This window comes from Pseudomonas sp. Seg1 (assembly GCF_018326005.1).
GTDB lineage: Bacteria > Pseudomonadota > Gammaproteobacteria > Pseudomonadales > Pseudomonadaceae > Aquipseudomonas.
Genome location: NZ_AP021903.1, coordinates 4,999,239 through 5,020,995, shown reverse-complemented (window position 1 = coordinate 5,020,995; position 21,757 = coordinate 4,999,239). Strand labels below are relative to the sequence as shown.

Genomic DNA, 21,757 nt, shown 5'->3' with positions numbered 1-21,757 from the left:
AACAAGAAAGGTACATCTCAGATGAATGCGATTTCTCGCCTCGCTACTGTCATTTCTGTCGCCTCCCTGTTCCCGCTCGCAATTCTGCCTCTCAGTGTGTCCGCTGCCGAATCCAAAGGTTCGGTGGAAGTCGTGCACTGGTGGACGTCCGGTGGCGAAAAAGCTGCCGTTGATGTGCTCAAGGCCCAAGTCGAAAAAGACGGTTTCACCTGGAAGGACGGCGCCGTTGCCGGCGGTGGCGGTGCGACTGCCATGACCGTACTGAAAAGCCGTGCCGTGGCCGGTAACCCACCGGGCGTTGCCCAGATCAAAGGCCCGGACATTCAGGAATGGGCGTCGACCGGTCTGCTCGACACCGACGTCTTGAAAGACGTTGCCAAAGAAGAGAAGTGGGACAGCCTGCTCGACAAGAAAGTCTCCGATACCGTGAAGTACGACGGTGATTACGTGGCCGTGCCGGTGAACATTCACCGTGTGAACTGGCTGTGGATCAACCCGGAAGTCTTCAAGAAAGCCGGCATCACCAAGAACCCGACCACCCTCGAAGAATTCTACGCCGCTGGTGACAAGCTCAAGGCTGCTGGCTTCATTGCGCTGGCTCATGGCGGTCAGCCTTGGCAGGACAGCACCGTGTTCGAAGCCGTGGTGCTTTCGGTCATGGGTGTCGATGGTTACAAGAAAGCTTTGGTCGATCTGGACAACGGCGCGCTGACCGGTCCGGAAATGGTCAAGGCTCTGACTGAGCTGAAGAAAGTCGCGACCTACATGGACGCTGACGGCAAAGGCCAGGACTGGAACCTGGAAGCGGCCAAAGTCATCAACGGCAAGGCCGGCATGCAGATCATGGGTGACTGGGCCAAATCCGAATGGACCGCCGCCAAGAAAATCGCCGGCAAGGATTACGAGTGCGTAGCCTTCCCGGGCACCGACAAGGCGTTCACCTACAACATCGACTCGCTGGCTGTGTTCAAGCAGAAAGACGCAGGCACTGCCGCAGGTCAGAAGGACATTGCCAAAGTCGTGCTGGGTGAAAACTTCCAGAAAGTCTTCAGCATCAACAAAGGCTCGATCCCGGTTCGCAACGACATGTTGAACAACATGGAGAAACTCGGTTTCGACTCCTGCGCACAAACCGCTGCCAAGGACTTCCTGGCAGACGCCAAGTCCGGCGGTCTGCAGCCAAGCATGGCGCACAACATGGCGACCACGCTGGCCGTGCAGGGCGCGTTCTTTGATGTTGTGACCAACTACATCAACGACCCGAAAGCCGATCCGGCCGACACTGCCAAGAAACTGGGTGCAGCGATCAAGTCGGCTAAATAAGCGTCGGTAGCACAGGCCCCTCCTGGGGGAGCGGGCCTTTGTGGTGAGGGGATTTATCCCCGATGGGTTGCGAAGCGACCCCGGAAAGTTGCAGCGGCGCAATATCAGACAAACCGCATGCAATGATTTTGCGACTGCTTCGCAGCCGATCGGGGATAAATCCCCTCGCCACAGGGGCCGCTCCCACAAGGGATCTCACTGTAGTTTTTATTCCCTGTACTGGATTTCCCCATGAGTTCTGTTGCTGTGTTCAGCAAAGCCTCGCCGTTCGATGCACTGCAGCGCTGGCTACCGAAACTGGTGCTGGCGCCGAGCATGTTCATCGTGCTGGTGGGCTTCTATGGCTACATCCTGTGGACGTTCGTGCTGTCGTTCACCACCTCGACCTTCCTGCCCAACTACAAGTGGGCCGGCCTTGCGCAATACGCGCGGTTGTTCGACAACGACCGCTGGTGGGTCGCGAGCAAGAACCTCGCGGTGTTCGGTGGCATGTTCATCGGCATCACCCTGGTGATTGGCGTGCTGCTGGCGGTGTTCCTCGACCAGCGCATCCGTCGCGAAGGCTTTATCCGCACCATTTACCTGTACCCGATGGCGCTCTCGATGATCGTCACCGGTACCGCATGGAAATGGTTGCTCAACCCGGGCATGGGCCTGGACAAATTATTGCGTGACTGGGGCTGGGAAGGCTTCCGTCTCGACTGGCTGATTGACCCGGATCGCGTGGTCTATTGCCTGGTGATCGCCGCTGTCTGGCAAGCCTCGGGCTTCATCATGGCGATGTTCCTTGCCGGCCTGCGTGGGGTTGATCAGTCGATCATCCGTGCTGCGCAGATCGACGGCGCGAGCATGCCGACCATCTACTGGAAAGTGGTGCTGCCAAGCCTGCGTCCGGTGTTCTTCAGTGCGGTGATGATTTTGGCGCACATCGCGATCAAGAGCTTCGACCTGGTCGCAGCGATGACCGCCGGTGGCCCGGGTTATTCCTCCGACCTGCCGGCGATGTTCATGTATTCCTTCACCTTCAGTCGCGGCCAGATGGGCATGGGCTCGGCCAGTGCGATTCTGATGCTCGGTGCGATTCTCGCGATCATCGTGCCTTACCTGTACTCCGAGCTGAGGACCAAGCGTCATGACTAGTCTCGCTGCCAAACCCGCCATCAGCCTGAGTCGCATCGCGATTTATGCGGTGCTGATTTTCGCCGTGTTCCTCTATCTGGTGCCGCTGGTGGTGATGTTGCTGACCAGCTTCAAGACCCCCGAAGACATCAGCACCGGCAACCTGCTGAGCTGGCCGACCGTGGTCAGCGGCATCGGCTGGGTCAAGGCCTGGGCCACGGTTGATGGCTACTTCTGGAACTCGATCAAAATCACCGTGCCGGCCGTGATCATATCCACCGCCATCGGCGCGTTGAACGGTTATGTGTTGTCGTTCTGGCGCTTCCGCGGTTCGCAGTTGTTCTTCGGTCTGCTGTTGTTCGGCTGCTTCCTGCCGTTCCAGACCGTGCTGCTGCCGGCCTCGTTCACCCTTGGCAAGATGGGCCTGGCGAGCACCACCACTGGCCTGGTATTCATCCATGTGGTCTACGGTCTGGCGTTCACCACGCTGTTTTTCCGTAACTACTACGTGAGCATTCCGGATGCGCTGATCAAAGCGGCACGCCTGGACGGTGCCGGGTTTTTCACCATTTTCCGCCTGATCATTCTGCCGATGTCGACGCCGATCATCATGGTCTGCCTGATCTGGCAGTTCACCCAGATCTGGAACGACTTCCTCTTCGGTGTGGTGTTCTCCAGCGGCGATTCGCAACCGATCACCGTGGCGCTGAACAATCTGGTCAACACCAGCACCGGCGCCAAGGAATACAACGTGGATATGGCAGCGGCGATGATCGCCGGTCTGCCGACCCTGCTGGTCTATGTGGTCGCAGGCAAGTATTTCGTGCGCGGGCTGACGGCCGGCGCAGTCAAGGGGTAATCATGGCTACGCTCGAACTTCGCAACGTCAACAAGACCTACGGTGCCGGCCTGCCGGACACCCTGAAGAACATCGAACTGTCGATCAAGGACGGTGAGTTCCTGATCCTTGTCGGCCCGTCGGGCTGCGGCAAGTCGACCCTGATGAACTGCATTGCCGGCCTGGAAACCATCACCGGTGGCGCGATCATGATCGGCGACCAGGACGTCAGTGGCATGAGTCCGAAGGATCGCGACATCGCCATGGTGTTCCAGTCCTATGCGCTGTACCCGACCATGAGCGTGCGCGAGAACATCGAGTTCGGTCTGAAAATTCGCAAGATGCCGCAGTCGGAGATCGACGAAGAAGTCGCACGCGTGGCCAAGCTGCTGCAGATCGAACACCTGCTCAACCGCAAGCCGGGACAGCTTTCCGGTGGTCAGCAACAGCGCGTGGCGATGGGCCGGGCACTGGCGCGGCGGCCGAAGATTTATCTGTTCGATGAACCGCTGTCCAACCTCGACGCCAAGCTGCGCGTCGAGATGCGTACCGAAATGAAACTGATGCACCAGCGCCTGAAAACCACCACGGTCTACGTGACCCACGACCAGATCGAAGCGATGACTCTGGGTGACAAAGTGGCGGTGATGAAGGACGGCATCATTCAGCAGTTCGGCACGCCGAAAGACATCTACAACGACCCGGCCAACCTGTTCGTGGCGAGCTTCATCGGCTCGCCGCCAATGAACTTCATTCCGCTGCGTCTGCAACGCAAGGACGGTCGTCTGCTGGCACTGCTCGACAGTGGCCAGGCGCGCTGCGAATTGCCGATGGGCATGCAGGACGCCGGTCTCGAAGATCGCGAAGTGATCCTCGGCCTGCGCCCGGAGCAGATTGTTCTGGCGAACGGCGAGGGCAACGGCCTGCCGAGCATCAAGGCTGAAGTGCAAGTCACCGAGCCGACCGGGCCGGACACGCTGGTATTCGTCAACCTGAACGACACCAAGGTCTGCTGCCGTCTGGCGCCGGACGTGGCGCCGCAGGTGGGCGAGAGCCTGACGCTGCAATTCGATCCGTCGAAAGTGCTGCTGTTCGATGCCAAGACTGGCGAGCGTTTGGGCGTTGCGGCCCAACCACAGACCGATGCGCGGTCTGCGAACGTGGCGCAATTCAAGGGCCGCTAAGAAATCAATGCAGGAATACGGTCATGTGGGAGCTGGCTTGCCAGCGATGCAGGCCACTCGGTTTGTCGTCGAGCCAAGTCGATGCCATCGCTGGCAAGCCAGCTCCCACAGGGGGCGGATTCCACAGGGGAGCACGCGGTGGATTGCCTGTAATCCATCGCAAATTATGTAAACCACGTTGGAAAAAAACAGTTAATAACAATAAAGACGAGGATGTAGGGATGAAAAAGAAACACGTCAATGCCCGGTTGATCTGCCAAATCTCCGCCGCGGCAGCATTGGTGCTGGCTGGTAACGCGATGGCCGCGGATGCCTTCAGCTCCGATTCCAAATGGATGACCGGCGACTGGGGTGGTGAGCGGACCAAGCTGATCGAGCAGGGTATCGACATCAAGGCCGACTACGTAGGGGAAGTCGGTGGCAACCTGCACGGTGGTTACGACAACGACAAGACTGCGCGTTACGCCGACCAGTTCGGTCTGGGTGTGGCACTCGATCTGCAAAAGCTGTGGGGCTGGGACAACACTCAGGCCAAGATCCAGCTGACCAACCGTAACGGCTACAACATCTCCAACGACCGCGTGGGCGATCCGCGTGCCGGCACCTTGAGTTCTTCGCAAGAAGTCTACGGCCGTGGCCACATGGTGCGTCTGACCCAGTTGTGGATTCAGCACCAGTTCTTCGACAACAAACTCGACGTCAAGGCCGGTTACTTCGGCGAAGGCGAAGACTTCAACACCTTCCCGTGCGACTTCCAGAACCTGGCGTTCTGCGGCTCGCAAGTGGGTAACTGGGCGACCAACATCTGGTACAACTGGCCAGTCAGCCAGGCCGCGATCCGCGTGAAGTACAACATCAACGACGAGCTCTACGCGCAGATCGGTGCGTACAACCAGAACCCGTCGCAGCTGGAACACGGCAACGGCTTCAAACTCAGTGGCAGCGGCACCGCCGGTACTGTGTTGCCGGTCGAATTGGTCTGGTCGCCGAAGGTCAACAGCCTGCCGGGCGAATACCGTGTCGGTTACTACAAGAGCACCGCTGATGCCAGCGACGTCCGTGAAGACGTCAACGGTCTCAACGCGGCAGAGACTGGCGACGCCTACAAGACCCACAGCAGCAAACACGGCTACTGGTTCGTCGCGCAACAGCAACTCACCAGCCACAACGGTGATGCGACTCGCGGTCTGAACATCGCCGCCAACGCCACGTTCCACGACAAGGACACCAACTTCATCGACAACTATCAGTCGGTGATGTTCGTCTACAAAGGCCCGTTCGACGCACGTCCGAAAGATGACATCGGTATCGGCGCGGCGCGTATCCACGTCAACGATGACGTGAAGAAAAACGCGGAGCTGCTGAACGCCTCCAACGGTGTTTCGGATTACGACAACCCGGTGTTCTCGCCGATTCGTGAAACCGAATACAACTACGAGCTCAACTACGGCATCCACGTTACCAATTGGCTGACCGTGCGTCCTAACCTGCAATACATCACGCATCCGGGCGGTGTGGATGCAGTGGACAACGCTTTGGTCGCTGGCCTGAAAATTCAGTCTACGTTCTAACGCGTCTGCGATAAGCTCCTCTCTATGTGCGCATATTTGCGGACAGCCAAGGCTGTCCGCTTTTTTTTGAGGGGCGGCAATCCCCGTAATAGATGAATTCGGAACCGTGGCAAATGCATGAGCATCCGCTACAACGCTTCTTCAAATCCCTGCGTGAACAACCGGTGTTCGCCTGGGAGCGCTATCAGATGCGCGACGTGTTGGTGATCGATCATCCGCTGTGTCAGGCGGTGTTCAGTCGTCAGGGCGCGCAGTTGCTGCACTTTCAACCGCGTGGGCAAAAGCCGTGGTTGTGGTGTGCGGCGAAGTGGCCGCATGTCGGCGCCATTCGTGGCGGCGTGCCGGTGTGCTGGCCGTGGTATGGCCGCCATCCGAGCGAAAACGCCTGGCCGTCCCATGGCTGGGCGCGCCTGCTCGACTGGAAGTTGCTCGACAGCAGCAGCGCCGAAGATGGCGTGCGTCTGCATTGGCAATTGCAGCTGTGCGATTGGCAGGTCGACCTGCACGCACATTTGGGTGAACGCATGGAATTACGCCTGAGCACCGAGCATCAGGACGACATGCCGTGCCAGATGAGCCAGGCTTTGCACGCTTACTGGCGTATTGGTGATGTCAGCGAGATAGCGCTGTCTGGGCTCGAAGGCGCGCAGGGTTACGACCAGTTGAATCGTGAAGTTTGCCAGCAGGAAGGCGAGTTACGGGTCGATGGTGGTTGCCAGCGGGTGTTCCAGCACGACGGTGAATTACAGCTCAAGGATCACGCCTGGCAACGCGAGTTGTGCATTGATACTGGCGACAGCGCGGACACGGTGGTGTGGCATCCGGGCTCACGGCCATTGTTGGGCGTGAGCTGGGATGAGATCTCGGAGTTTGTGTGTGTGGAAGCGGCGGCGGGGGCACTGATAGCCTGCACTTGGCGCCGGGGGAGAAGGCGCATTTGAGTTTGCAGGCGTGGGCTGGGGCTTAGATTATGTAGTTACTGCTGGCCCCATCGCTGGCAAGCCAGCTCCCACAGGTTTTATGGGTGTTCGCAAATTTAATGTTCGGCGCGGACACTGTGGGAGCTGGCTTGCCAGCGATGAGGCCGGACCATTCAATACAGATTCATCAGGCCTCAGTTGAACTCGTCACCCACGGGATACCGGCTCGCATTCAAACTCTCTTTGATCTTGCGCAGATGCGGCTGGAAATCCACCCCACGACGCAACGTCATCCCGGTTGCCAGCACATCCAGCACGGTCAACTGAATGATCCGCGAAGTCATCGGCATATAAATGTCGGTGTCTTCCGGCAGCGGAATGTTCAGGCTCAGCGTACTGGCCTTGGCCAGCGGCGAATTCTCCGCCGTCAGACCCAGCACCGAAGCGCCATTCTCGCGAGCGATACGCGCCACTTCCACCAGCTCACGAGTGCGCCCGGTGTAGGAAATGATCACGAACAACTCACCGGTGTGCGCCACCGAAGCAATCATCCGCTGCATCAGCACATCGGCATGCGCAGTGACCGCCAGGTTGAAGCGGAAAAACTTGTGCTGCGCATCCAGCGCCACCGGTGCCGAAGCGCCGAGGCCGAAGAAGTGAATCTGCCGCGCCTGAATCAACAGGTCGACGGCGCGGCTGATCAGGTTCGGGTCCAGCGCCTGGCAAGCACTGTCCAGGGACGCGATGGCGCTGCCGAAAATCTTCTGCGTGTAGGCCTCGGGATTGTCATCGGCTTCCACCGCACGGCTGACATACGCCGCGCCGCTGGCCAGGCTCTGCGCCAGTTGCAGTTTCAGTTCGGGATAGCCGCTGACACCGAACGAACGGCAGAAGCGATTGACCGTCGGTTCGCTCACCGACGCCGCCTGGGCGAGGGCGGCAATGCTGAAGCGGGTGGCCTGCTGCGGGTTGAGCAGGATCACCTGGGCGACTTTGCGTTCGGCCTTGTTCAGGTCTTCAAGGCGACTCTGGATCTGTTCCAGTAAATTTCGCACGCGGTCCATATGGAATTCCTAATTCACCTGCGCAAAGGTGCGCCGGGCTATGCAAATTGGGCCTTTGATATGGCCCGTGACGGTGGCCTATCCTACTGATGGCTCCGACCGACCACCACTCGGAATCTGTATTTTGCGAAAATGTTGTGGTTATTACTACATTTTCCCTTGAGTGATGCCTTGAAAAAAGGTATTTGTAGCTTAACTTGATAAAAGAACAAACATCATGCCTTCGATTACGGTTGAACCGTGCACCTTTGCCTTGTTCGGCGCGCTTGGCGATCTGGCCCTGCGCAAGCTGTTTCCTGCCCTTTATCACCTCGATGGCGCCGACCTGTTGCACGAGGACACGCGCATCATCGCGTTGGCCCGTGAAGAAGGCAGCGAGCAGCAGCACATGGCGTTCATCGCCGCCGAACTGCGCCGTTACGTCGGCAAGGAACTGGACGAAGCCGTCGCCGAGCGTTTTCTCGCGCGCCTGACTTATCTGCACGTCGACTTCCTCAAGGCTGAAGATTACGTCGCGCTGGCCGAACTGGCCGGCAGCGCGCAACGCATGATTGCTTACTTCGCCACGCCGGCAGCGGTGTACGGCGCGATCTGCGAAAACCTGGCGAAAGTCGGTCTGGCAGAAAACACCCGCGTGGTCCTGGAAAAACCGATCGGCTCCGATCTGGAATCCTCGCGCAAAGTGAATGACGCCGTGGCGCAGTTCTTCCCGGAGAACCGCACTTACCGCATCGACCACTACCTGGGCAAAGAGACCGTCCAGAACCTGATCGCCCTGCGTTTCGCCAACAGCCTGTTCGAAACCCAGTGGAACCAGAATTACATCTCCCACGTGGAAATCACCGTGGCCGAGAAGGTTGGCATCGAGGGCCGTTGGGGTTACTTCGACAAGGCCGGCCAACTGCGCGACATGATCCAGAATCACCTGTTGCAGTTGCTCTGCCTGATCGCCATGGACCCGCCGGCCGACCTGTCCGCCGACAGCATCCGTGACGAGAAAGTAAAAGTGCTCAAGGCGCTGGCACCGATCAGCCCGGAAGGCCTGACCACTCAGGTTGTGCGCGGCCAGTACATCGCCGGCCACAGCGAAGGCAAATCCGTACCGGGTTACCTTGAAGAACCGAACTCCAACACCCAGAGCGACACCGAAACCTTCGTTGCCCTGCGTGCCGACATCCGCAACTGGCGCTGGGCCGGCGTGCCGTTCTACCTGCGCACTGGCAAGCGCATGCCGCAGAAACTGTCGCAGATCGTCATCCACTTCAAAGAACCGTCGCACTACATCTTCGCCCCTGAGCAGCGCCTGCAGATCAGCAACAAACTGATCATCCGCCTGCAACCGGACGAAGGTATTTCGCTGCGTGTGATGACCAAAGAGCAGGGCCTGGACAAAGGCATGCAACTGCGCAGCGGCCCGCTGCAACTGAATTTCTCCGACACCTGGCGTAGCGCGCGGATCCCCGATGCCTACGAGCGGTTGTTGCTGGAAGTGATGAACGGCAATCAGAACCTGTTTGTCCGTAAAGATGAAATCGAAGCCGCGTGGAAGTGGTGTGACCAGCTGATCGCCGGGTGGAAAAAATCCGGTGACGCGCCCAAGCCGTACGCGGCCGGTTCGTGGGGGCCGATGAGCTCCATTGCATTGATCACGCGGGACGGGAGGTCGTGGTATGGCGATATCTGATGTGAAACTGCCTGCGGGCGTGAATGCTCACGAATTCAAGAGCCCGGTGCTGTTGGCTGAAGGTCTGGCGCTGAATGTGGCCAAGCAATTGAGCGAGGCCATTGCTGCACGCGGCAATGCCGTGCTGGTGGTGTCCGGCGGTCGCAGTCCGGTGGCTTTTTTCCAGCACCTGGCCAAGCAGGAACTGGAATGGTCGAAGGTCGTCGTCACCCTCGCCGACGAACGCTGGGTACCGGTTGAACACGCCGACAGCAATGCCGGCCTGCTCAAGCAATATCTGCTCAAAGGTCCGGCAGCCAAGGCGCAGTTTCTCAGCCTTTATAGCGCGGCGGCCAACGTCGAGCAGGCTGCTGAACAGGCCGACCGTTTGCTCGCCGAGTTGCCGCCGATTGACGTCCTGGTGCTGGGCATGGGCGATGACGGTCACACCGCGTCGCTGTTCCCCGACAGCCCGAACCTGGCCGAAGCGCTGCAAGCTGACGGCACGCGCCGTTGCTGGCCGATGCTCGCGCCGAGCGTGCCGCGTCAGCGCCTGACCATGAGCCGTGCGTTGTTGGCGTCGGCGAAGCACAAGATTCTGTCGATTTCCGGTCAATCAAAACTGACCACCCTGAATGCCGCACTGGCATCCGACGACGTCGCGGCCATGCCGGTTCGCGCGTTTCTGCAACCTACGTTAGAGATTTACTGGTGCCCATGAGCCAAGGAACAGCCGCTATGACAACCCCATCCCCGACCGTTTCCATGGCGGACAAAGTTGCCCTGATCGACAGCCTCTGCGCCAAGGCGCGGATCCTGCCGGTGATCACCATCGCTCGCGAACAGGACGTGCTGCCACTGGCCGACGCCCTCGCTGCCGGTGGCCTGACCGCGCTGGAAGTGACCCTGCGTTCGCAGTTCGGCCTCAAGGCGATCCAGATCCTGCGCGAGCAGCGTCCGGAACTGGTCACCGGTGCCGGCACCGTGCTCGATCGCAACATGCTCGCAGCGGCTGAGGCGGCGGGTTCGCAATTCATCGTCACCCCGGGCATCACCCGCGACTTGCTCGAAGCCAGTGTCGACAGCCCGATTCCGCTGTTGCCGGGTATCAGCAACGCCTCCGGCATCATGGAAGGCTATGGTCTGGGCTATCGTCGTTTCAAACTGTTCCCGGCTGAAGTCAGCGGTGGCGTGGCGGCAATCAAAGCCCTTGGCGGCCCGTTCGGTGAAGTGAAATTCTGCCCGACCGGCGGCGTCGGCCCGGCCAACATCAAGAGCTACATGGCGCTGAAAAACGTCATGTGCGTGGGCGGTAGCTGGATGCTTGATCCGGAGTGGATCAAGAACGGCGACTGGGCCCGTATTCAGGAATGCACCGCCGAGGCGTTGGCGCTGCTGGACTGATAGCAACCTTACACTTCGTTGTGTGTTCTACGGCTTTACGGTGCGCTTGGTCGGTGCACCGTTTTTTTTTTGCCCCGAAAAAAGTGGCGAATACATCCCGCGATACATAGTTACCGCACAAGCGGTTTTTTCCGGCGCTAATCTGCGTGCTTCTTATGGAAGAGAGCACGTGTCATGGATCGAGACTTCTCCGCCTCATCGCCACAACCGGTTTATCAATTGGCCCCCGAACAAATTGCCGGGCCGTATTTTCGCAATCCCAAACTCTTGCGTCGCAACATCAGCGAAGGCGCTGAAGGCTTGCCGCTGATCCTGCGCCTGACCATTGTCGATGCGATGACCGGCGAGCCCGTCAACGGCGCTCTGGTGGACATCTGGCATTGCAATGCACGAGGCGCCTACTCCGGCTGGAGCCGGCTCGACCCGGACACCGAGGTCGATGTCGAGGCCATCGGTTCGATCCCGCGCACGGACGATGACACTTACCTGCGTGGCAGCCAGTTCTGCGATCACAAGGGGCGAGCGCGGTTTACCACCATCTATCCCGGCTTCTACGCCGGCCGCGCGCTGCACATCCATGTGGCGGTGCGCATCGTTGCCGGCAACGAATACCTGGAAGAACGCAACGTCGCCTGGGTCGGCCAATTGTTCTTTCCCGAGGTGGTTTCACGTTCCGTGCTCAACGCACAAGCCTATCGCGGGCGCGCTTCATCTCCGCTGCAAAACATCGAAGACAGCCTCTATGCCGGGCAGAACGGTGAAGCATCAATCCTGACGGTCTGGCCGATCGGCCGTGACTCGCACGAGGACGGCTACTTCGGCCATCTGACCATCGGCATCGACACCTTTGCGGCGTCGTCGCAGATCAAACCCGAGGACTTCGACAAGTACACTGTCTAACCGTCTCAGCGCAGCTCGTTCAGCGCGCGGGTCAGAAACTGCATATCGGTCGCGGTGGTGGTCAGTCCCGGGGTAATACGGATACACGGCCCGCACGCTGCACCGGTGCGCACCACGGTGAACAGGTTATGGTCTTTCAGTAGCCGCTCGGCCATCACCTGTTGGTCGTCGTGGCGAGTGAAGCGCATCGCGGTGATGCCGCAGTACAGACGCGCGTCGTCCGGAGTCATCACCTCGATGCCCGGCAAGTGCCGTACGGCGCTGACCCACAGATTGCGCAGGTAGTTGAGCCGCGCACCTTTGGCCGCCGCCCCACCCAGTGATCGGTGCTCCTCGAACACCAGCGGCAGGCTCATCAGCGCCGGAATATTGGGGGTGCTGTAGGACGTGCGAGCCCGGATGTCATTGCTCGGGTAGTGCATCTCGCCCATGTCCGGATCAATGTCGGCCAGGCGTTGCGGGGCGATATAAAGAAAGCCCAGGGTCAGCGGTGCGCCGATCCATTTGTGCAGGTTATAGCCGGCGAACGCGATGCCCATGGCTTCGAGGTCGAATTCCAACTGACCGAGGGCGTGTGCGCCGTCGAGGATGATATCGACGCCATGTTCCTTGGCCATTGCCGCAATCGCCTGCACCGGCATCACCAGACCGGTGCGATGGGTCACATGGGTCAGCGCCATCAGCTTGAGCTGCGGATGACGGACAAAAGTCTCGCGATACGTCTCCAGCAGACTGTCGAAACTGGCCGGATGCGTGTGAGCGATCTCGATCACCTCGACACCGCGATGTCTGGCCAGCCAGCGCATGGCGCCTTTGACCGTGTCGTATTCGAGGTCGCTGATCAGCACCTGATCGCCCGGTTGCAGGCGGTTGTAGTTACGGATCAACGATTGCAGGCCTTCAGTGGCATTGCGGGTGAAGGCAACGCTCTGCGCACGCACGCCAATCAACTCGGCCAGTTGCGCGCGGATGTCGAGGTTATCGTGCTGCTCGAAGCGTTGGCGCACATACACCGAGTTGCTGTTGTTGATCAGCTCGATGTTGCGTTGGTACTCCTCGATCACCGTGCGCGACATGCGCCCGAAGTAACCGTTTTCCAGGTTCACGGGGCCTGGGTGAGCGTCATAACGATCAGCGAACGTTCGCCAGAAGGCTTCGTCTCGGGCGCGGCGGGTGTTATCGGGCATGATCGACAGGGCTCAAATAGAGGAGGGCGCTTCAGTGGCGCGGGGCAGGTTTGCCGTGTTTGGCGCGTAGCGGTTCGAGCAAGTCGGACAGGCCGTTGTGGTCGATCTCCTGCATCAATGCCAACAAGCCACCGAGTTCGCCGTGGGGAAAACCTTCACGGGCGAACCAGTTCAAGTAAGGCCCCGGCAGGTCGGCAATGATCCGGCCCTTGTATTTTCCGAAGGGCATTTCACGGGTGATCAGCAGTTCGAGTTTTTCGGGATTCATCGGGTTTCGTCTGGATTCAAAATCAAACTGGAAAATACAGGCATTCTGCATGCAGGCCAAATGACAGATCATGCAAATAACCGTAATACAGATAGTTCAATTATCTATAAGTCGTTGATAAATAAGGATTTACTATCAGCGAAAAAGCTGGCACGCACTCTGCAATATCCCTTGCATCTTCAACCGATCGCAAGGAATTGAAAAATGACCGACGTAAACAAAGAAGCCATCTCTGTACTCAATGACCTGATTGAAACCAGCAAGGACGGTCAGGAAGGGTTCAAGACTTGCGCTGAAGACATCAAGCATCCTGAACTGAAAACCCTGTTCGTGACTCGCTCTGCCGACTGCGCCACTGCCGCTGCTGAACTGCAAGCGGAAGTTCGCAAACTGGGCGGCGATCCGGAAACTTCCACCAGCGTCAGCGGTGACCTGCACCGTCGCTGGGTCGACGTCAAAGCCATGTTCACCGGCAAAGACGAAGAAGCGGTGCTCAACGAAGCCGAGCGCGGTGAAGACCATGCGCTGAAGGCTTACAAAGAAGCGCTTGAGAAAATTTCCAAGCACAACCTGGTAGGTATTCGTGATCTGGTTGAGCGTCAGTACCATGGCGTACAACGCAACCACGATCAGGTGAAAGCCCTGCGTAACCAGGCTCGCGCACGCTCGTAAGCGTTCGTAGCCCACAAAAAACGCCAGCTAGTCTGGCGTTTTTTTATGTGTCCGGGAAAGCAGAAGCAGAAGCCCCTCACCCTGGCCCTCTCCCGGAGGGAGAGGTGACTGACCGAGGTGGATGTTGGAGATACACCGACTTGAGCGATCTGAAGTGAACTCAGGTTTTGAAAAGCACGAAGATCGGCTCCCTTTCCCCCTCACCCCACAAATCAATCAGCCAATGCTGATCGCCGGCAACGTCGGCAATGTCACGGTCTGCTGCTTGCGCGGCGCCAGAATCTCGGCCTCGCCATCCACCACAAGTTCATCACGCTGGTTGAACACACGAGTGGCGATGCGCACACGAAACTTCGGCAGCTTCTCGAGAATTTCCAGGCGCACTGTCAGCGTGTCACCGATCTTCACTGGCTTCTGAAAGCTCATCTGCTGACCGATATAAATAGTGCCCGGCCCAGGCAACTCGCACGCCACCGCCGCACTGATCAGCGCACCGCTGAACATGCCGTGAGCGATACGCTCCTTGAACATGCTGGCGGCGGCGAATTCGGCGTCCAGGTGCACCGGATTGTGGTCGCCGGACATTGCGGCGAACAACTGGATATCGCGCTCTTCGACGGTCTTGCTGTAGCTGGCGGTCTGGCCGACTTCGAGGGCTTCGTAAGGGATGTTGGTAACCTGGGTCATCGGTCTTGATTCCTGTGACGGATTAAATGAATCCACAAAAAGTTATTCGCTGCGGTGAGGGCGGGGATGGCTCAGGGCCTGGTCGATCCAGGTCAGCACATCGGCGATCACTTCGTCGCGGTTGGTTTCGTTGAACAATTCGTGCCGCGCCTGCGGGTAGATCTGCAATTGCAGGTTTTGGCTGCCGGCCGTGCGCAAGGCATTGGCCAGATCAGTCAGACGCTTGCCTTCACTCACCGGATCACATTCGCCGCCGATTACCAGCAGCGGCAGGCCCGGGTCGATCTGGGCGAGATTGGACGCTTTGCTGATTTGCTGCAAGCCGCCGAGCAAATCGATCCACAGCTGATTGGTGCAGCGAAAGCCGCACAGCGGATCGCTGGCGTACTTGTCTACCTCGCCCGGATCGCGGCTGAGCCAGTCGAACGGCGTGCGCACCGGTTTGAATTTGTTGTTGAACGAGCCGAACGACAACCACTCGATCAACGCGCTGCGACCCTTGCCACCCTGACGCAGCTTTTCCACACGAGCGATCTGCCGTGCGGCGCCATAGAGCGCCACCGGTTGAAAGTTCGAACCACTGAGAATCGCTCCGTGCAGGCTGGCGCTGTGGTGCAGTAGATAACCCTGGGCAAGGTAGCTGCCCATGCTGTGGCCGAGCAGGATGATCGGGACGCCGGGATGTTGCTGGCCGATGTATTGGTTGAGGCTGGCCAGGTCACCCAGCACTTTGCACCAGCCGTCGTCATCGGCGAAATGCCCGAGCGTGCCGTGATCGGCAGTTTTGCCATGTCCACGCAGATCCGGCGCGTATACGCCATAGCCTTTGTCGCAAAACGTGTCGGCGAGCCGTGCGTAACGACCGCTGTGTTCCGCCATGCCATGGGCCAGCAAAATCACCGCTTTCAATGGCGCGGCCGGCAGCCACTGATTGACGAAGAGGCGGCTGCGGTCACTCGCGTCCAGCCATAGGGTGTCGTGGATCATGGCGATTCCTTTGCTCAGAGTCGAAGCATTGTATAGCGCATCTGTTGATCGCCGTCCGATCAGCCCACGCCACGGCAGGAAGATTCACACGATCAATGACGGCTGTGCCCTTATTTGCCTGATTGGCCATAACTGCTAGTGTCCGTGAAGCTCCGCTTTTTGCTTTCTGTTTTCAATGGACGAAAGAGAAATGACAGAAACGCGGCCCCGGATCGGCTCAGGTAAAGAGGACAAGAACAATGCAACCTGATTTCTGGAATGACAAACGCCCGGCCGGCGTACCGCTGGACATCGACATGGGCGAGTTCAAGTCGGTGATCGAGGTGTTTGAGCGTTCCTGCAAGAAGTTCGCGGACCGCCCGGCCTTCAGCAACATGGGCGTGACCCTGACTTATGCCGAACTCGAACGCCAGAGCGCCGCTTTCGCCGGTTACCTGCAAACACATACCGATCTGGTGCCGGGGGATCGCATCGCGGTGCAGATGCCCAACGTTCTGCATTACCCGATTGCCGTGTTCGGCGCCTTGCGCGCCGGGCTGATCGTGGTCAACACCAACCCGCTGTATACCGCGCGGGAGATGCGCCACCAGTTCAAGGATTCCGGCGCGCGGGCGTTGGTGTACCTGAACATGTTCGGCCAGAAAGTCCAGGAAGTGCTGGCCGACACCGACATTCAATACCTGATCGAAGCGAAGATGGGCGACCTGATGCCAACCGCCAAAGGCTGGCTGGTCAACACCGTGGTCAGCAAAGTGAAAAAAATGGTCCCGGCGTATTCGCTGCCGCAGGCGATCTCCTTCAAAAGCGCATTGCGCATGGGCCGCGGCTTGGGGATCAAGCCGCTGAAGGTCAGCCTCGACGATATCGCCGTGCTGCAATACACCGGCGGCACCACGGGCCTGGCAAAAGGCGCGATGCTGACCCACGGCAACCTGGTGGCGAACATGCAGCAAGTGCGCGCCTGTCTCGCGCAACTCGGGCCGGATGGGCAGCCGCTGCTGCGTGAAGGCCAGGAAGTGATGATCGCGCCGCTGCCGCTCTATCACATCTATGCGTTCACCGCGAATTGCATGTGCATGATGGTGTCCGGCAATCACAACGTGCTGATCACCAACCCGCGGGACATCGCCGGGTTCATCAAGGAGCTGAAGAACTGGAAGTTTTCGGCGCTGCTGGGGCTCAACACCCTGTTTGTCGCGCTGATGGAACACCCGGATTTCAAGACCCTGGATTTCTCCAGCCTGAAACTCACCAACTCCGGCGGCACCGCGTTGGTCAAAGCCACGGCCGAGCGCTGGGAACAGCTCACCGGTTGCCGCATCACTGAAGGCTACGGCCTGACCGAAACCTCACCGGTGGCCTGCACCAACCCGTACGGCGACCAGTCACGTCTGGGCACCGTCGGTTTACCGGTGCCGGGCACGCTGTTGAAAGTGATCAACGATGACGGCGTCGAACAACCGCTGGGCGAGCGTGGCGAGTTGTGCATCAAAGGCCCGCAGATCATGAAAGGCTACTGGCAAAAGCCTGAAGCCACGGCCGAAGTGCTGGATGCCGAGGGCTGGTTCAAGTCCGGCGACATTGCGGTGATCGATCCGGACGGCTTCGTGCGCATCGTCGATCGCAAGAAGGACATGATCATCGTCTCCGGTTTCAACGTGTACCCCAACGAAATCGAGGACGTGGTGATGGCCCACCCGAAAGTCGCCAACTGCGCGGTGATCGGTGTGCCGGACGAACGTTCGGGGGAGGCGGTGAAGCTGTTTGTGGTGGCGCGGGAAACCGGAGTCAGCCTTGAAGAGTTGAAGGCTTACTGCAAAGAGAACTTCACCGCGTACAAAGTACCCAAGCACATTGTGTTGCGTGAGTCGTTGCCGATGACGCCTGTAGGGAAAATTCTGCGGCGTGAGTTGCGCGATATCGCCTGATCGGTGAATGGCCGCGCTTAGCGCGGATCGCGGGCAAGCCACGCTCCCACGGGGATCTATGCAGACCTTGTGGGAGCGGGCTTGCCCGCGATGCTTTTGACAGGAAAACCCCCGAAATCCGGGACTTTCAAGGTGATATAGGATTTTTGCTCTAAAATGACTGCCAGAAAGTCTTGAGTCATCAATGTGACTGTAGGGGCCGCTTTTGGCTCTAGTCGACCCTCGGCAAAGCTGCTACTCTCGGCGCGCTTTGTGACTTCTCGGCCTATGTAAAAGCCAGATTCACCAATACAAAACACACACCAATAATAATCGCATCAAATGCGGTGAAGAATTCGCGTTGCTGAGGAGTGGGCTTCCATGATCGAAGACTTTTGGAAGGATAAATACCCGGCTGGAATTGCTGCCGACATCAATCCAGACGAGTATCCGAACATTCAGGCAGTGTTGAAGCAATCCTGCCAACGCTTCGCCAACAAACCGGCTTTCAGCAACCTGGGCAAGACAATCACCTACGGTGAATTGTATGAATTGTCCGGTGCGTTTGCCGCGTATCTGCAACAGCATACCGATTTGCAGCCCGGTGATCGAATCGCCGTGCAATTGCCCAACGTTCTGCAGTACCCGGTAGCCGTCTTCGGTGCGATCCGCGCCGGGCTGATCGTGGTCAACACCAACCCGCTGTATACCGCGCGGGAAATGGAACACCAATTCAACGACTCCGGTGCAAAAGCGCTGGTGTGCCTGGCGAACATGGCGCACCTGGCCGAAACCGTGGTGCCGAAAACCGGTGTCAAACACGTCATCGTCACCGAAGTCGCCGACCTGCTGCCGCCGATCAAGCGCCTGCTGATCAACAGCGTCATCAAGTACGTGAAGAAAATGGTCCCGGCCTATCACCTGCCCAAAGCCGTCAAGTTCAACGACGTGCTGAGCAAGGGCCAGGGCCAGCCAGTGGCCGAAGCCAACCCGGACAGCGGTGATGTTGCCGTGCTGCAATACACCGGCGGCACCACCGGCGTGGCCAAAGGTGCGATGCTGACCCACCGCAACCTCGTCGCCAATATGTTGCAGTGCAAGGCGCTGATGGGCTCCAACCTCAATGAAGGTTGCGAGATCCTGATCACGCCGCTACCGCTGTACCACATCTATGCGTTCACCTTTCATTGCATGGCGATGATGTTGATCGGCAACCACAACATCCTGATCAGCAACCCGCGCGACCTGCCGGCGATGGTCAAGGAACTGTCGAAGTGGAAGTTCAGCGGTTTCGTCGGCCTCAACACGCTGTTCGTGGCGCTGTGCAACAACGAAGGTTTCCGCAAGCTGGATTTTTCCGCGCTGAAAGTCACCCTGTCCGGCGGCATGGCCCTGCAACTGGCTGCCGCCGAACGCTGGAAAGCCGTGACCGGTTGCCCGATCTGCGAAGGTTACGGCATGACCGAAACCAGCCCGGTCGCCACGGTCAACCCGATCCAGAACATCCAGATCGGCACCATCGGCATTCCGGTGCCATCGACCCTGTGCAAAGTCATCGACGATAACGGTGTCGAGCAGCCGCTGGGCGAAATCGGTGAGCTGTGCGTCAAGGGCCCGCAAGTGATGAAGGGCTACTGGCAGCGTCAGGAAGCCACTGATGAAATGCTCGACAGCGAAGGCTGGCTGAAAACCGGCGACATCGCGCTGATCCAGCCGGACGGCTACATGCGCATTGTCGATCGCAAGAAAGACATGATTCTGGTCTCCGGTTTCAACGTCTACCCGAACGAACTGGAAGACGTGCTGGCAACTCTGCCGGGCGTGTTGCAGTGTGCCGCGATTGGTGTGCCGGACGAGAAGTCGGGTGAGGCGATCAAGATCTTCATCGTCGCCAAGCCGGGCGTGACGCTGACCAAGGAAACGGTGATGGAGCACATGCGCGCCAACGTCACTGGCTACAAGGTGCCGCGTTCGGTGGAATTCCGCGACGCGCTGCCGACCACCAACGTCGGCAAGATCCTGCGTCGCGAATTGCGCGACGAAGAGCTGAAGAAGATCAAGGCGAAGAACGCCGCATAAAACAAAAAGCCCCGCCGATGCGGGGCTTTTTGTTGGTGCAGAGCAGGGCTTGGATTTGATCGTTCCCACGCAGAGCGTGGGAACGATCATCGTGCAAATCCTACTGACGGAACGGCGCGAAATTCACGTTGGTGCCGGCCGGACGCATGTCCTGCAAGTAAGAATCCTTGTCCGCACTCAACTCCAGGCTCAAAGCAGCCTTGCGCTTGCCCTCGTTGCGAATCACCAGACCTTCAAGCTTTTCACGCAGAAACACCGTCGGCACCTTCAGGTGCAGCAGTTCGTCGGTCGCCGGCGTGTGCATCAGCAGGTGAATCCACTCGTACTGACCAACGGCCAGGCGTGACACCGGCAGGTCGAACCACCAGATATTGCGGTTACGGTTGAGTTCGGCGAAGTGGCAGTTGTTGGAGCCGAGCACAGCGCCGCCCAGTTCCTGGTTTCTACGGGCAATGGCCTGCTTTTTATCGAGTTTCATAACATTCCTGCGGGATCTGATCTTTGGCGCACGGCGCCCATAGGTGCGCATTCTCGGGGCTGGGCGGGTAAACATAAAGCCCAACCTGCGCAGAGCGACGAAAAGAACCACCGAAAAATAAATGAAACTCCGCGCAAACCCGGCCGGTCAATCATTACGTACTGACTTTTCCCCCTAATTGCACCAAGGAGAAACACCATGAGTAGCACAGGCGATAAAGTAAAAGGCATGGCCAACGAAGCGGTCGGCAACGTCAAGCAAGGCGTCGGTAAAGCCACCGACAACCCCAAGCTGCAAACCGAAGGCAAGATTCAAGAGAAAAAAGGCGAAGCCCAGCAAGCGGTTGGCAAAGCCAAAGACGCTGTGAAGAAAACCGTCGACAAGGCGTAATCGCGTCTTGAACGAAACAGCGAAGCGGCCATCCAAGGATGGCCGTTTTTGTGTCAAAAGCCTGCGCTGACCCCACCAAGGGTCGCCAAGTAGGCTACCGTGAGGTAAAAAACGGCCCCTGAGTCGCCACGACTTCAACCTGTATTGCGGCGAAAGGAGACGCGAATGATATTTCCGGACATGAAAGGTCTGCCCCTGCACCGGGTGATGGTGCGCACGGTCACTGAATTCGTCGACGACGAGATGTCGACTTATGCATCGGCACTGGCCTACCAGATGCTGTTCTCGCTGTTCCCGTTCATCCTGTTTCTGATTGCCCTGATTGGTTTCCTGCACCTGCCGGACTTCTTCTCCTGGCTGCGTCTGCAATCGGAACTGGTGTTGCCGCCGCAAGCGCTGGAGCAGGTCAACCCGGTGATCGACCAGTTGCAACAGTCCAAGGGCGGCTTGCTCTCGGTCGGTATCGTTATCGCCTTGTACACCGCTTCAGCGGGCGTGCGGCTGATGATGAGCGCCATGAACGCCGCTTATGACGTGGTCGAAGGCCGGCCGGTCTGGAAGCGTTTTCCGCTGTCGATTTTCTACACTGTCGGCATCGCCGGCATGCTGCTGGTGGCTGCTGCACTGATGGTGCTCGGGCCGCAGGTGATGGGCTGGATTGCCGCGCAGGTTGGCCTGGAAGAAGTCATCGTCACTGTCTGGACCATCGCGCGCTGGCCGGTGATCGTGATTTTGATGATGGTCGCCGTGGCCCTGATCTATTACGTGATGCCCGACGTCAAACAGGAATTCCGTTTCATCACGCCGGGTTCGGTATTGGCCGTGGTGGTGTGGATCATCGCTTCGTTGGGTTTCGCGTTCTACGTGAAAACCTTCGCCAACTACAACGCGATGTATGGCAGCATCGGCGCGATCATCGTGCTGTTGCTGTATTTCTACATTTCCGCGGCGGTGTTGTTGCTCGGTGCGGAGATGAATGCGGTGATCGAGCACATGTCCAGCGAAGGCAAGGACGAGGGCGAGAAAGTCCCCGGCGAACTGGACGAACATCCCAAACAACACGTCTCGGGCCTGGGCCGCGATCACTCGCTCAAGCCGGACACTGACGAAGTCTGA

General features: G+C 58.7%; 20 protein-coding genes and 1 pseudogene. 15 read left to right on the top strand and 6 right to left on the bottom strand.

The window, feature by feature from the left end; translation table 11 throughout:
* The first annotated feature begins 21 nt into the window (after positions 1-21).
* The 6 genes and pseudogenes from KI231_RS22590 (at position 22) to KI231_RS22565 (ending at position 7,002) form a co-directional block, all read left to right on the top strand.
* Positions 22-1,323: an ABC transporter substrate-binding protein gene (locus tag KI231_RS22590; RefSeq protein WP_213026390.1), complete on the top strand. Its 1,302-nt coding sequence runs from the start codon at positions 22-24 to the stop codon at positions 1,321-1,323.
* A 231-nt stretch (positions 1,324-1,554) separates the two neighbouring features.
* Entirely contained in the window at positions 1,555-2,463 is a 909-nt protein-coding gene (locus tag KI231_RS22585) for a carbohydrate ABC transporter permease (RefSeq protein WP_003227452.1), read from the top strand.
* Positions 2,456-3,301, top strand: a complete 846-nt coding sequence (locus KI231_RS22580) for a carbohydrate ABC transporter permease (protein WP_103303989.1) — start codon at positions 2,456-2,458, stop codon at positions 3,299-3,301. Before KI231_RS22585 ends, KI231_RS22580 begins: the two co-directional genes overlap by 8 nt.
* 2 nt (positions 3,302-3,303) lie before the next feature.
* Entirely contained in the window at positions 3,304-4,464 is a 1,161-nt protein-coding gene (locus tag KI231_RS22575) for an ABC transporter ATP-binding protein (RefSeq protein ID WP_213026389.1), read from the top strand.
* 221 nt (positions 4,465-4,685) lie between these two features.
* A complete protein-coding gene (locus KI231_RS22570) occupies positions 4,686-6,035 on the top strand; it encodes a carbohydrate porin (RefSeq protein WP_213026388.1) in 1,350 nt (449 codons plus the stop codon).
* 113 nt (positions 6,036-6,148) lie between these two features.
* Positions 6,149-7,002: pseudogene (locus KI231_RS22565) on the top strand (D-hexose-6-phosphate mutarotase).
* A 147-nt stretch (positions 7,003-7,149) separates the two neighbouring features.
* Here the strand turns inward: KI231_RS22565 and KI231_RS22560 are convergent.
* Complete coding sequence (locus KI231_RS22560) at positions 7,150-8,010, bottom strand: MurR/RpiR family transcriptional regulator (protein WP_177431396.1); 861 nt, start codon at positions 8,008-8,010, stop codon at positions 7,150-7,152.
* A gap of 226 nt (positions 8,011-8,236) precedes the next feature.
* On the opposite strand from KI231_RS22560, the gene zwf reads away from it, so the two are divergent.
* The 4 genes from zwf to KI231_RS22540 all read left to right on the top strand — a co-directional run bounded on the left by zwf (position 8,237) and on the right by KI231_RS22540 (position 11,986).
* Complete coding sequence (gene zwf, locus KI231_RS22555; protein WP_103303994.1) at positions 8,237-9,703, top strand: glucose-6-phosphate dehydrogenase; 1,467 nt, start codon at positions 8,237-8,239, stop codon at positions 9,701-9,703.
* On the top strand, positions 9,690-10,403 hold the full coding sequence (pgl, locus tag KI231_RS22550; RefSeq protein ID WP_213026387.1) for a 6-phosphogluconolactonase: 714 nt from the start codon (positions 9,690-9,692) through the stop codon (positions 10,401-10,403). The genes zwf and pgl overlap by 14 nt, the downstream gene beginning before the upstream one ends.
* Before the next feature lie 17 nt (positions 10,404-10,420).
* On the top strand, positions 10,421-11,086 hold the full coding sequence (locus KI231_RS22545) for a bifunctional 4-hydroxy-2-oxoglutarate aldolase/2-dehydro-3-deoxy-phosphogluconate aldolase (RefSeq protein WP_007969324.1): 666 nt from the start codon (positions 10,421-10,423) through the stop codon (positions 11,084-11,086).
* 174 nt (positions 11,087-11,260) lie between these two features.
* Positions 11,261-11,986, top strand: coding sequence for an intradiol ring-cleavage dioxygenase (locus KI231_RS22540; RefSeq protein ID WP_213026386.1), 726 nt, complete (start codon positions 11,261-11,263; stop codon positions 11,984-11,986).
* 5 nt (positions 11,987-11,991) lie between these two features.
* Here the strand turns inward: KI231_RS22540 and KI231_RS22535 are convergent, their stop codons facing one another.
* Positions 11,992-13,173, bottom strand: coding sequence for an aminotransferase class V-fold PLP-dependent enzyme (locus tag KI231_RS22535; protein ID WP_213026385.1), 1,182 nt, complete (start codon positions 13,171-13,173; stop codon positions 11,992-11,994).
* A gap of 31 nt (positions 13,174-13,204) precedes the next feature.
* Positions 13,205-13,441, bottom strand: coding sequence for a DUF3820 family protein (locus KI231_RS22530; protein WP_003227425.1), 237 nt, complete (start codon positions 13,439-13,441; stop codon positions 13,205-13,207).
* Between the two features lie 204 nt (positions 13,442-13,645).
* Here KI231_RS22530 and KI231_RS22525 point away from each other — a divergent pair, with 204 nt between their 5' ends.
* Positions 13,646-14,113 (top strand): ferritin-like domain-containing protein, encoded by a 468-nt coding sequence (locus tag KI231_RS22525; RefSeq protein WP_103303998.1) that lies wholly within the window; start codon positions 13,646-13,648, stop codon positions 14,111-14,113.
* A 216-nt stretch (positions 14,114-14,329) separates the two neighbouring features.
* Here KI231_RS22525 and KI231_RS22520 read toward each other — a convergent pair whose 3' ends face one another.
* Positions 14,330-14,800, bottom strand: coding sequence for a MaoC family dehydratase (locus KI231_RS22520; protein ID WP_003227420.1), 471 nt, complete (start codon positions 14,798-14,800; stop codon positions 14,330-14,332).
* Between the two features lie 42 nt (positions 14,801-14,842).
* Positions 14,843-15,787, bottom strand: a complete 945-nt coding sequence (locus tag KI231_RS22515; RefSeq protein ID WP_103303999.1) for an alpha/beta hydrolase — start codon at positions 15,785-15,787, stop codon at positions 14,843-14,845.
* A gap of 239 nt (positions 15,788-16,026) precedes the next feature.
* Between KI231_RS22515 and fadD2 the strand changes: the two genes are divergently transcribed.
* Both fadD2 and fadD1 read left to right on the top strand, forming a co-directional pair.
* Positions 16,027-17,715 carry a long-chain-fatty-acid--CoA ligase FadD2 gene (gene fadD2 / locus KI231_RS22510; protein WP_213026384.1) on the top strand — a complete coding sequence of 563 codons (1,689 nt, stop codon included), beginning with the start codon at positions 16,027-16,029 and terminating at the stop codon, positions 17,713-17,715.
* A gap of 360 nt (positions 17,716-18,075) precedes the next feature.
* Positions 18,076-19,773: a long-chain-fatty-acid--CoA ligase FadD1 gene (gene fadD1 / locus KI231_RS22505; protein WP_103304001.1), complete on the top strand. Its 1,698-nt coding sequence runs from the start codon at positions 18,076-18,078 to the stop codon at positions 19,771-19,773.
* A 100-nt stretch (positions 19,774-19,873) separates the two neighbouring features.
* Here fadD1 and KI231_RS22500 read toward each other — a convergent pair whose 3' ends face one another.
* Entirely contained in the window at positions 19,874-20,251 is a 378-nt protein-coding gene (locus KI231_RS22500) for a hypothetical protein (protein WP_103304002.1), read from the bottom strand.
* A gap of 198 nt (positions 20,252-20,449) precedes the next feature.
* Here KI231_RS22500 and KI231_RS22495 point away from each other — a divergent pair, with 198 nt between their 5' ends.
* Positions 20,450-20,641, top strand: a complete 192-nt coding sequence (locus KI231_RS22495) for a CsbD family protein (protein ID WP_103304003.1) — start codon at positions 20,450-20,452, stop codon at positions 20,639-20,641.
* 165 nt (positions 20,642-20,806) lie between these two features.
* Positions 20,807-21,757 carry a YihY/virulence factor BrkB family protein gene (locus KI231_RS22490; RefSeq protein ID WP_103304004.1) on the top strand — a complete coding sequence of 317 codons (951 nt, stop codon included), beginning with the start codon at positions 20,807-20,809 and terminating at the stop codon, positions 21,755-21,757.

Bases quoted from the DNA above. Each gene is read 5' to 3' on its own strand.
- pgl (WP_213026387.1), top strand. From the start codon at position 9,690: ATGGCGATATCTGATGTGAAACTGCCTGCGGGCGTGAATGCTCACGAA.
- KI231_RS22515 (WP_103303999.1), bottom strand. From the start codon at position 15,787: ATGATCCACGACACCCTATGGCTGGACGCGAGTGACCGCAGCCGCCTC.
- zwf (WP_103303994.1), top strand. From the start codon at position 8,237: ATGCCTTCGATTACGGTTGAACCGTGCACCTTTGCCTTGTTCGGCGCG.
- KI231_RS22490 (WP_103304004.1), top strand. From the start codon at position 20,807: ATGATATTTCCGGACATGAAAGGTCTGCCCCTGCACCGGGTGATGGTG.
- KI231_RS22500 (WP_103304002.1), bottom strand. From the start codon at position 20,251: ATGAAACTCGATAAAAAGCAGGCCATTGCCCGTAGAAACCAGGAACTG.
- KI231_RS22530 (WP_003227425.1), bottom strand. From the start codon at position 13,441: ATGAATCCCGAAAAACTCGAACTGCTGATCACCCGTGAAATGCCCTTC.
- KI231_RS22575 (WP_213026389.1), top strand. From the start codon at position 3,304: ATGGCTACGCTCGAACTTCGCAACGTCAACAAGACCTACGGTGCCGGC.
- KI231_RS22495 (WP_103304003.1), top strand. From the start codon at position 20,450: ATGAGTAGCACAGGCGATAAAGTAAAAGGCATGGCCAACGAAGCGGTC.
- KI231_RS22590 (WP_213026390.1), top strand. From the start codon at position 22: ATGAATGCGATTTCTCGCCTCGCTACTGTCATTTCTGTCGCCTCCCTG.
- KI231_RS22545 (WP_007969324.1), top strand. From the start codon at position 10,421: ATGACAACCCCATCCCCGACCGTTTCCATGGCGGACAAAGTTGCCCTG.
- fadD1 (WP_103304001.1), top strand. From the start codon at position 18,076: ATGATCGAAGACTTTTGGAAGGATAAATACCCGGCTGGAATTGCTGCC.
- KI231_RS22520 (WP_003227420.1), bottom strand. From the start codon at position 14,800: ATGACCCAGGTTACCAACATCCCTTACGAAGCCCTCGAAGTCGGCCAG.
- KI231_RS22580 (WP_103303989.1), top strand. From the start codon at position 2,456: ATGACTAGTCTCGCTGCCAAACCCGCCATCAGCCTGAGTCGCATCGCG.
- KI231_RS22570 (WP_213026388.1), top strand. From the start codon at position 4,686: ATGAAAAAGAAACACGTCAATGCCCGGTTGATCTGCCAAATCTCCGCC.
- fadD2 (WP_213026384.1), top strand. From the start codon at position 16,027: ATGCAACCTGATTTCTGGAATGACAAACGCCCGGCCGGCGTACCGCTG.
- KI231_RS22525 (WP_103303998.1), top strand. From the start codon at position 13,646: ATGACCGACGTAAACAAAGAAGCCATCTCTGTACTCAATGACCTGATT.
- KI231_RS22585 (WP_003227452.1), top strand. From the start codon at position 1,555: ATGAGTTCTGTTGCTGTGTTCAGCAAAGCCTCGCCGTTCGATGCACTG.
- KI231_RS22540 (WP_213026386.1), top strand. From the start codon at position 11,261: ATGGATCGAGACTTCTCCGCCTCATCGCCACAACCGGTTTATCAATTG.
- KI231_RS22535 (WP_213026385.1), bottom strand. From the start codon at position 13,173: ATGCCCGATAACACCCGCCGCGCCCGAGACGAAGCCTTCTGGCGAACG.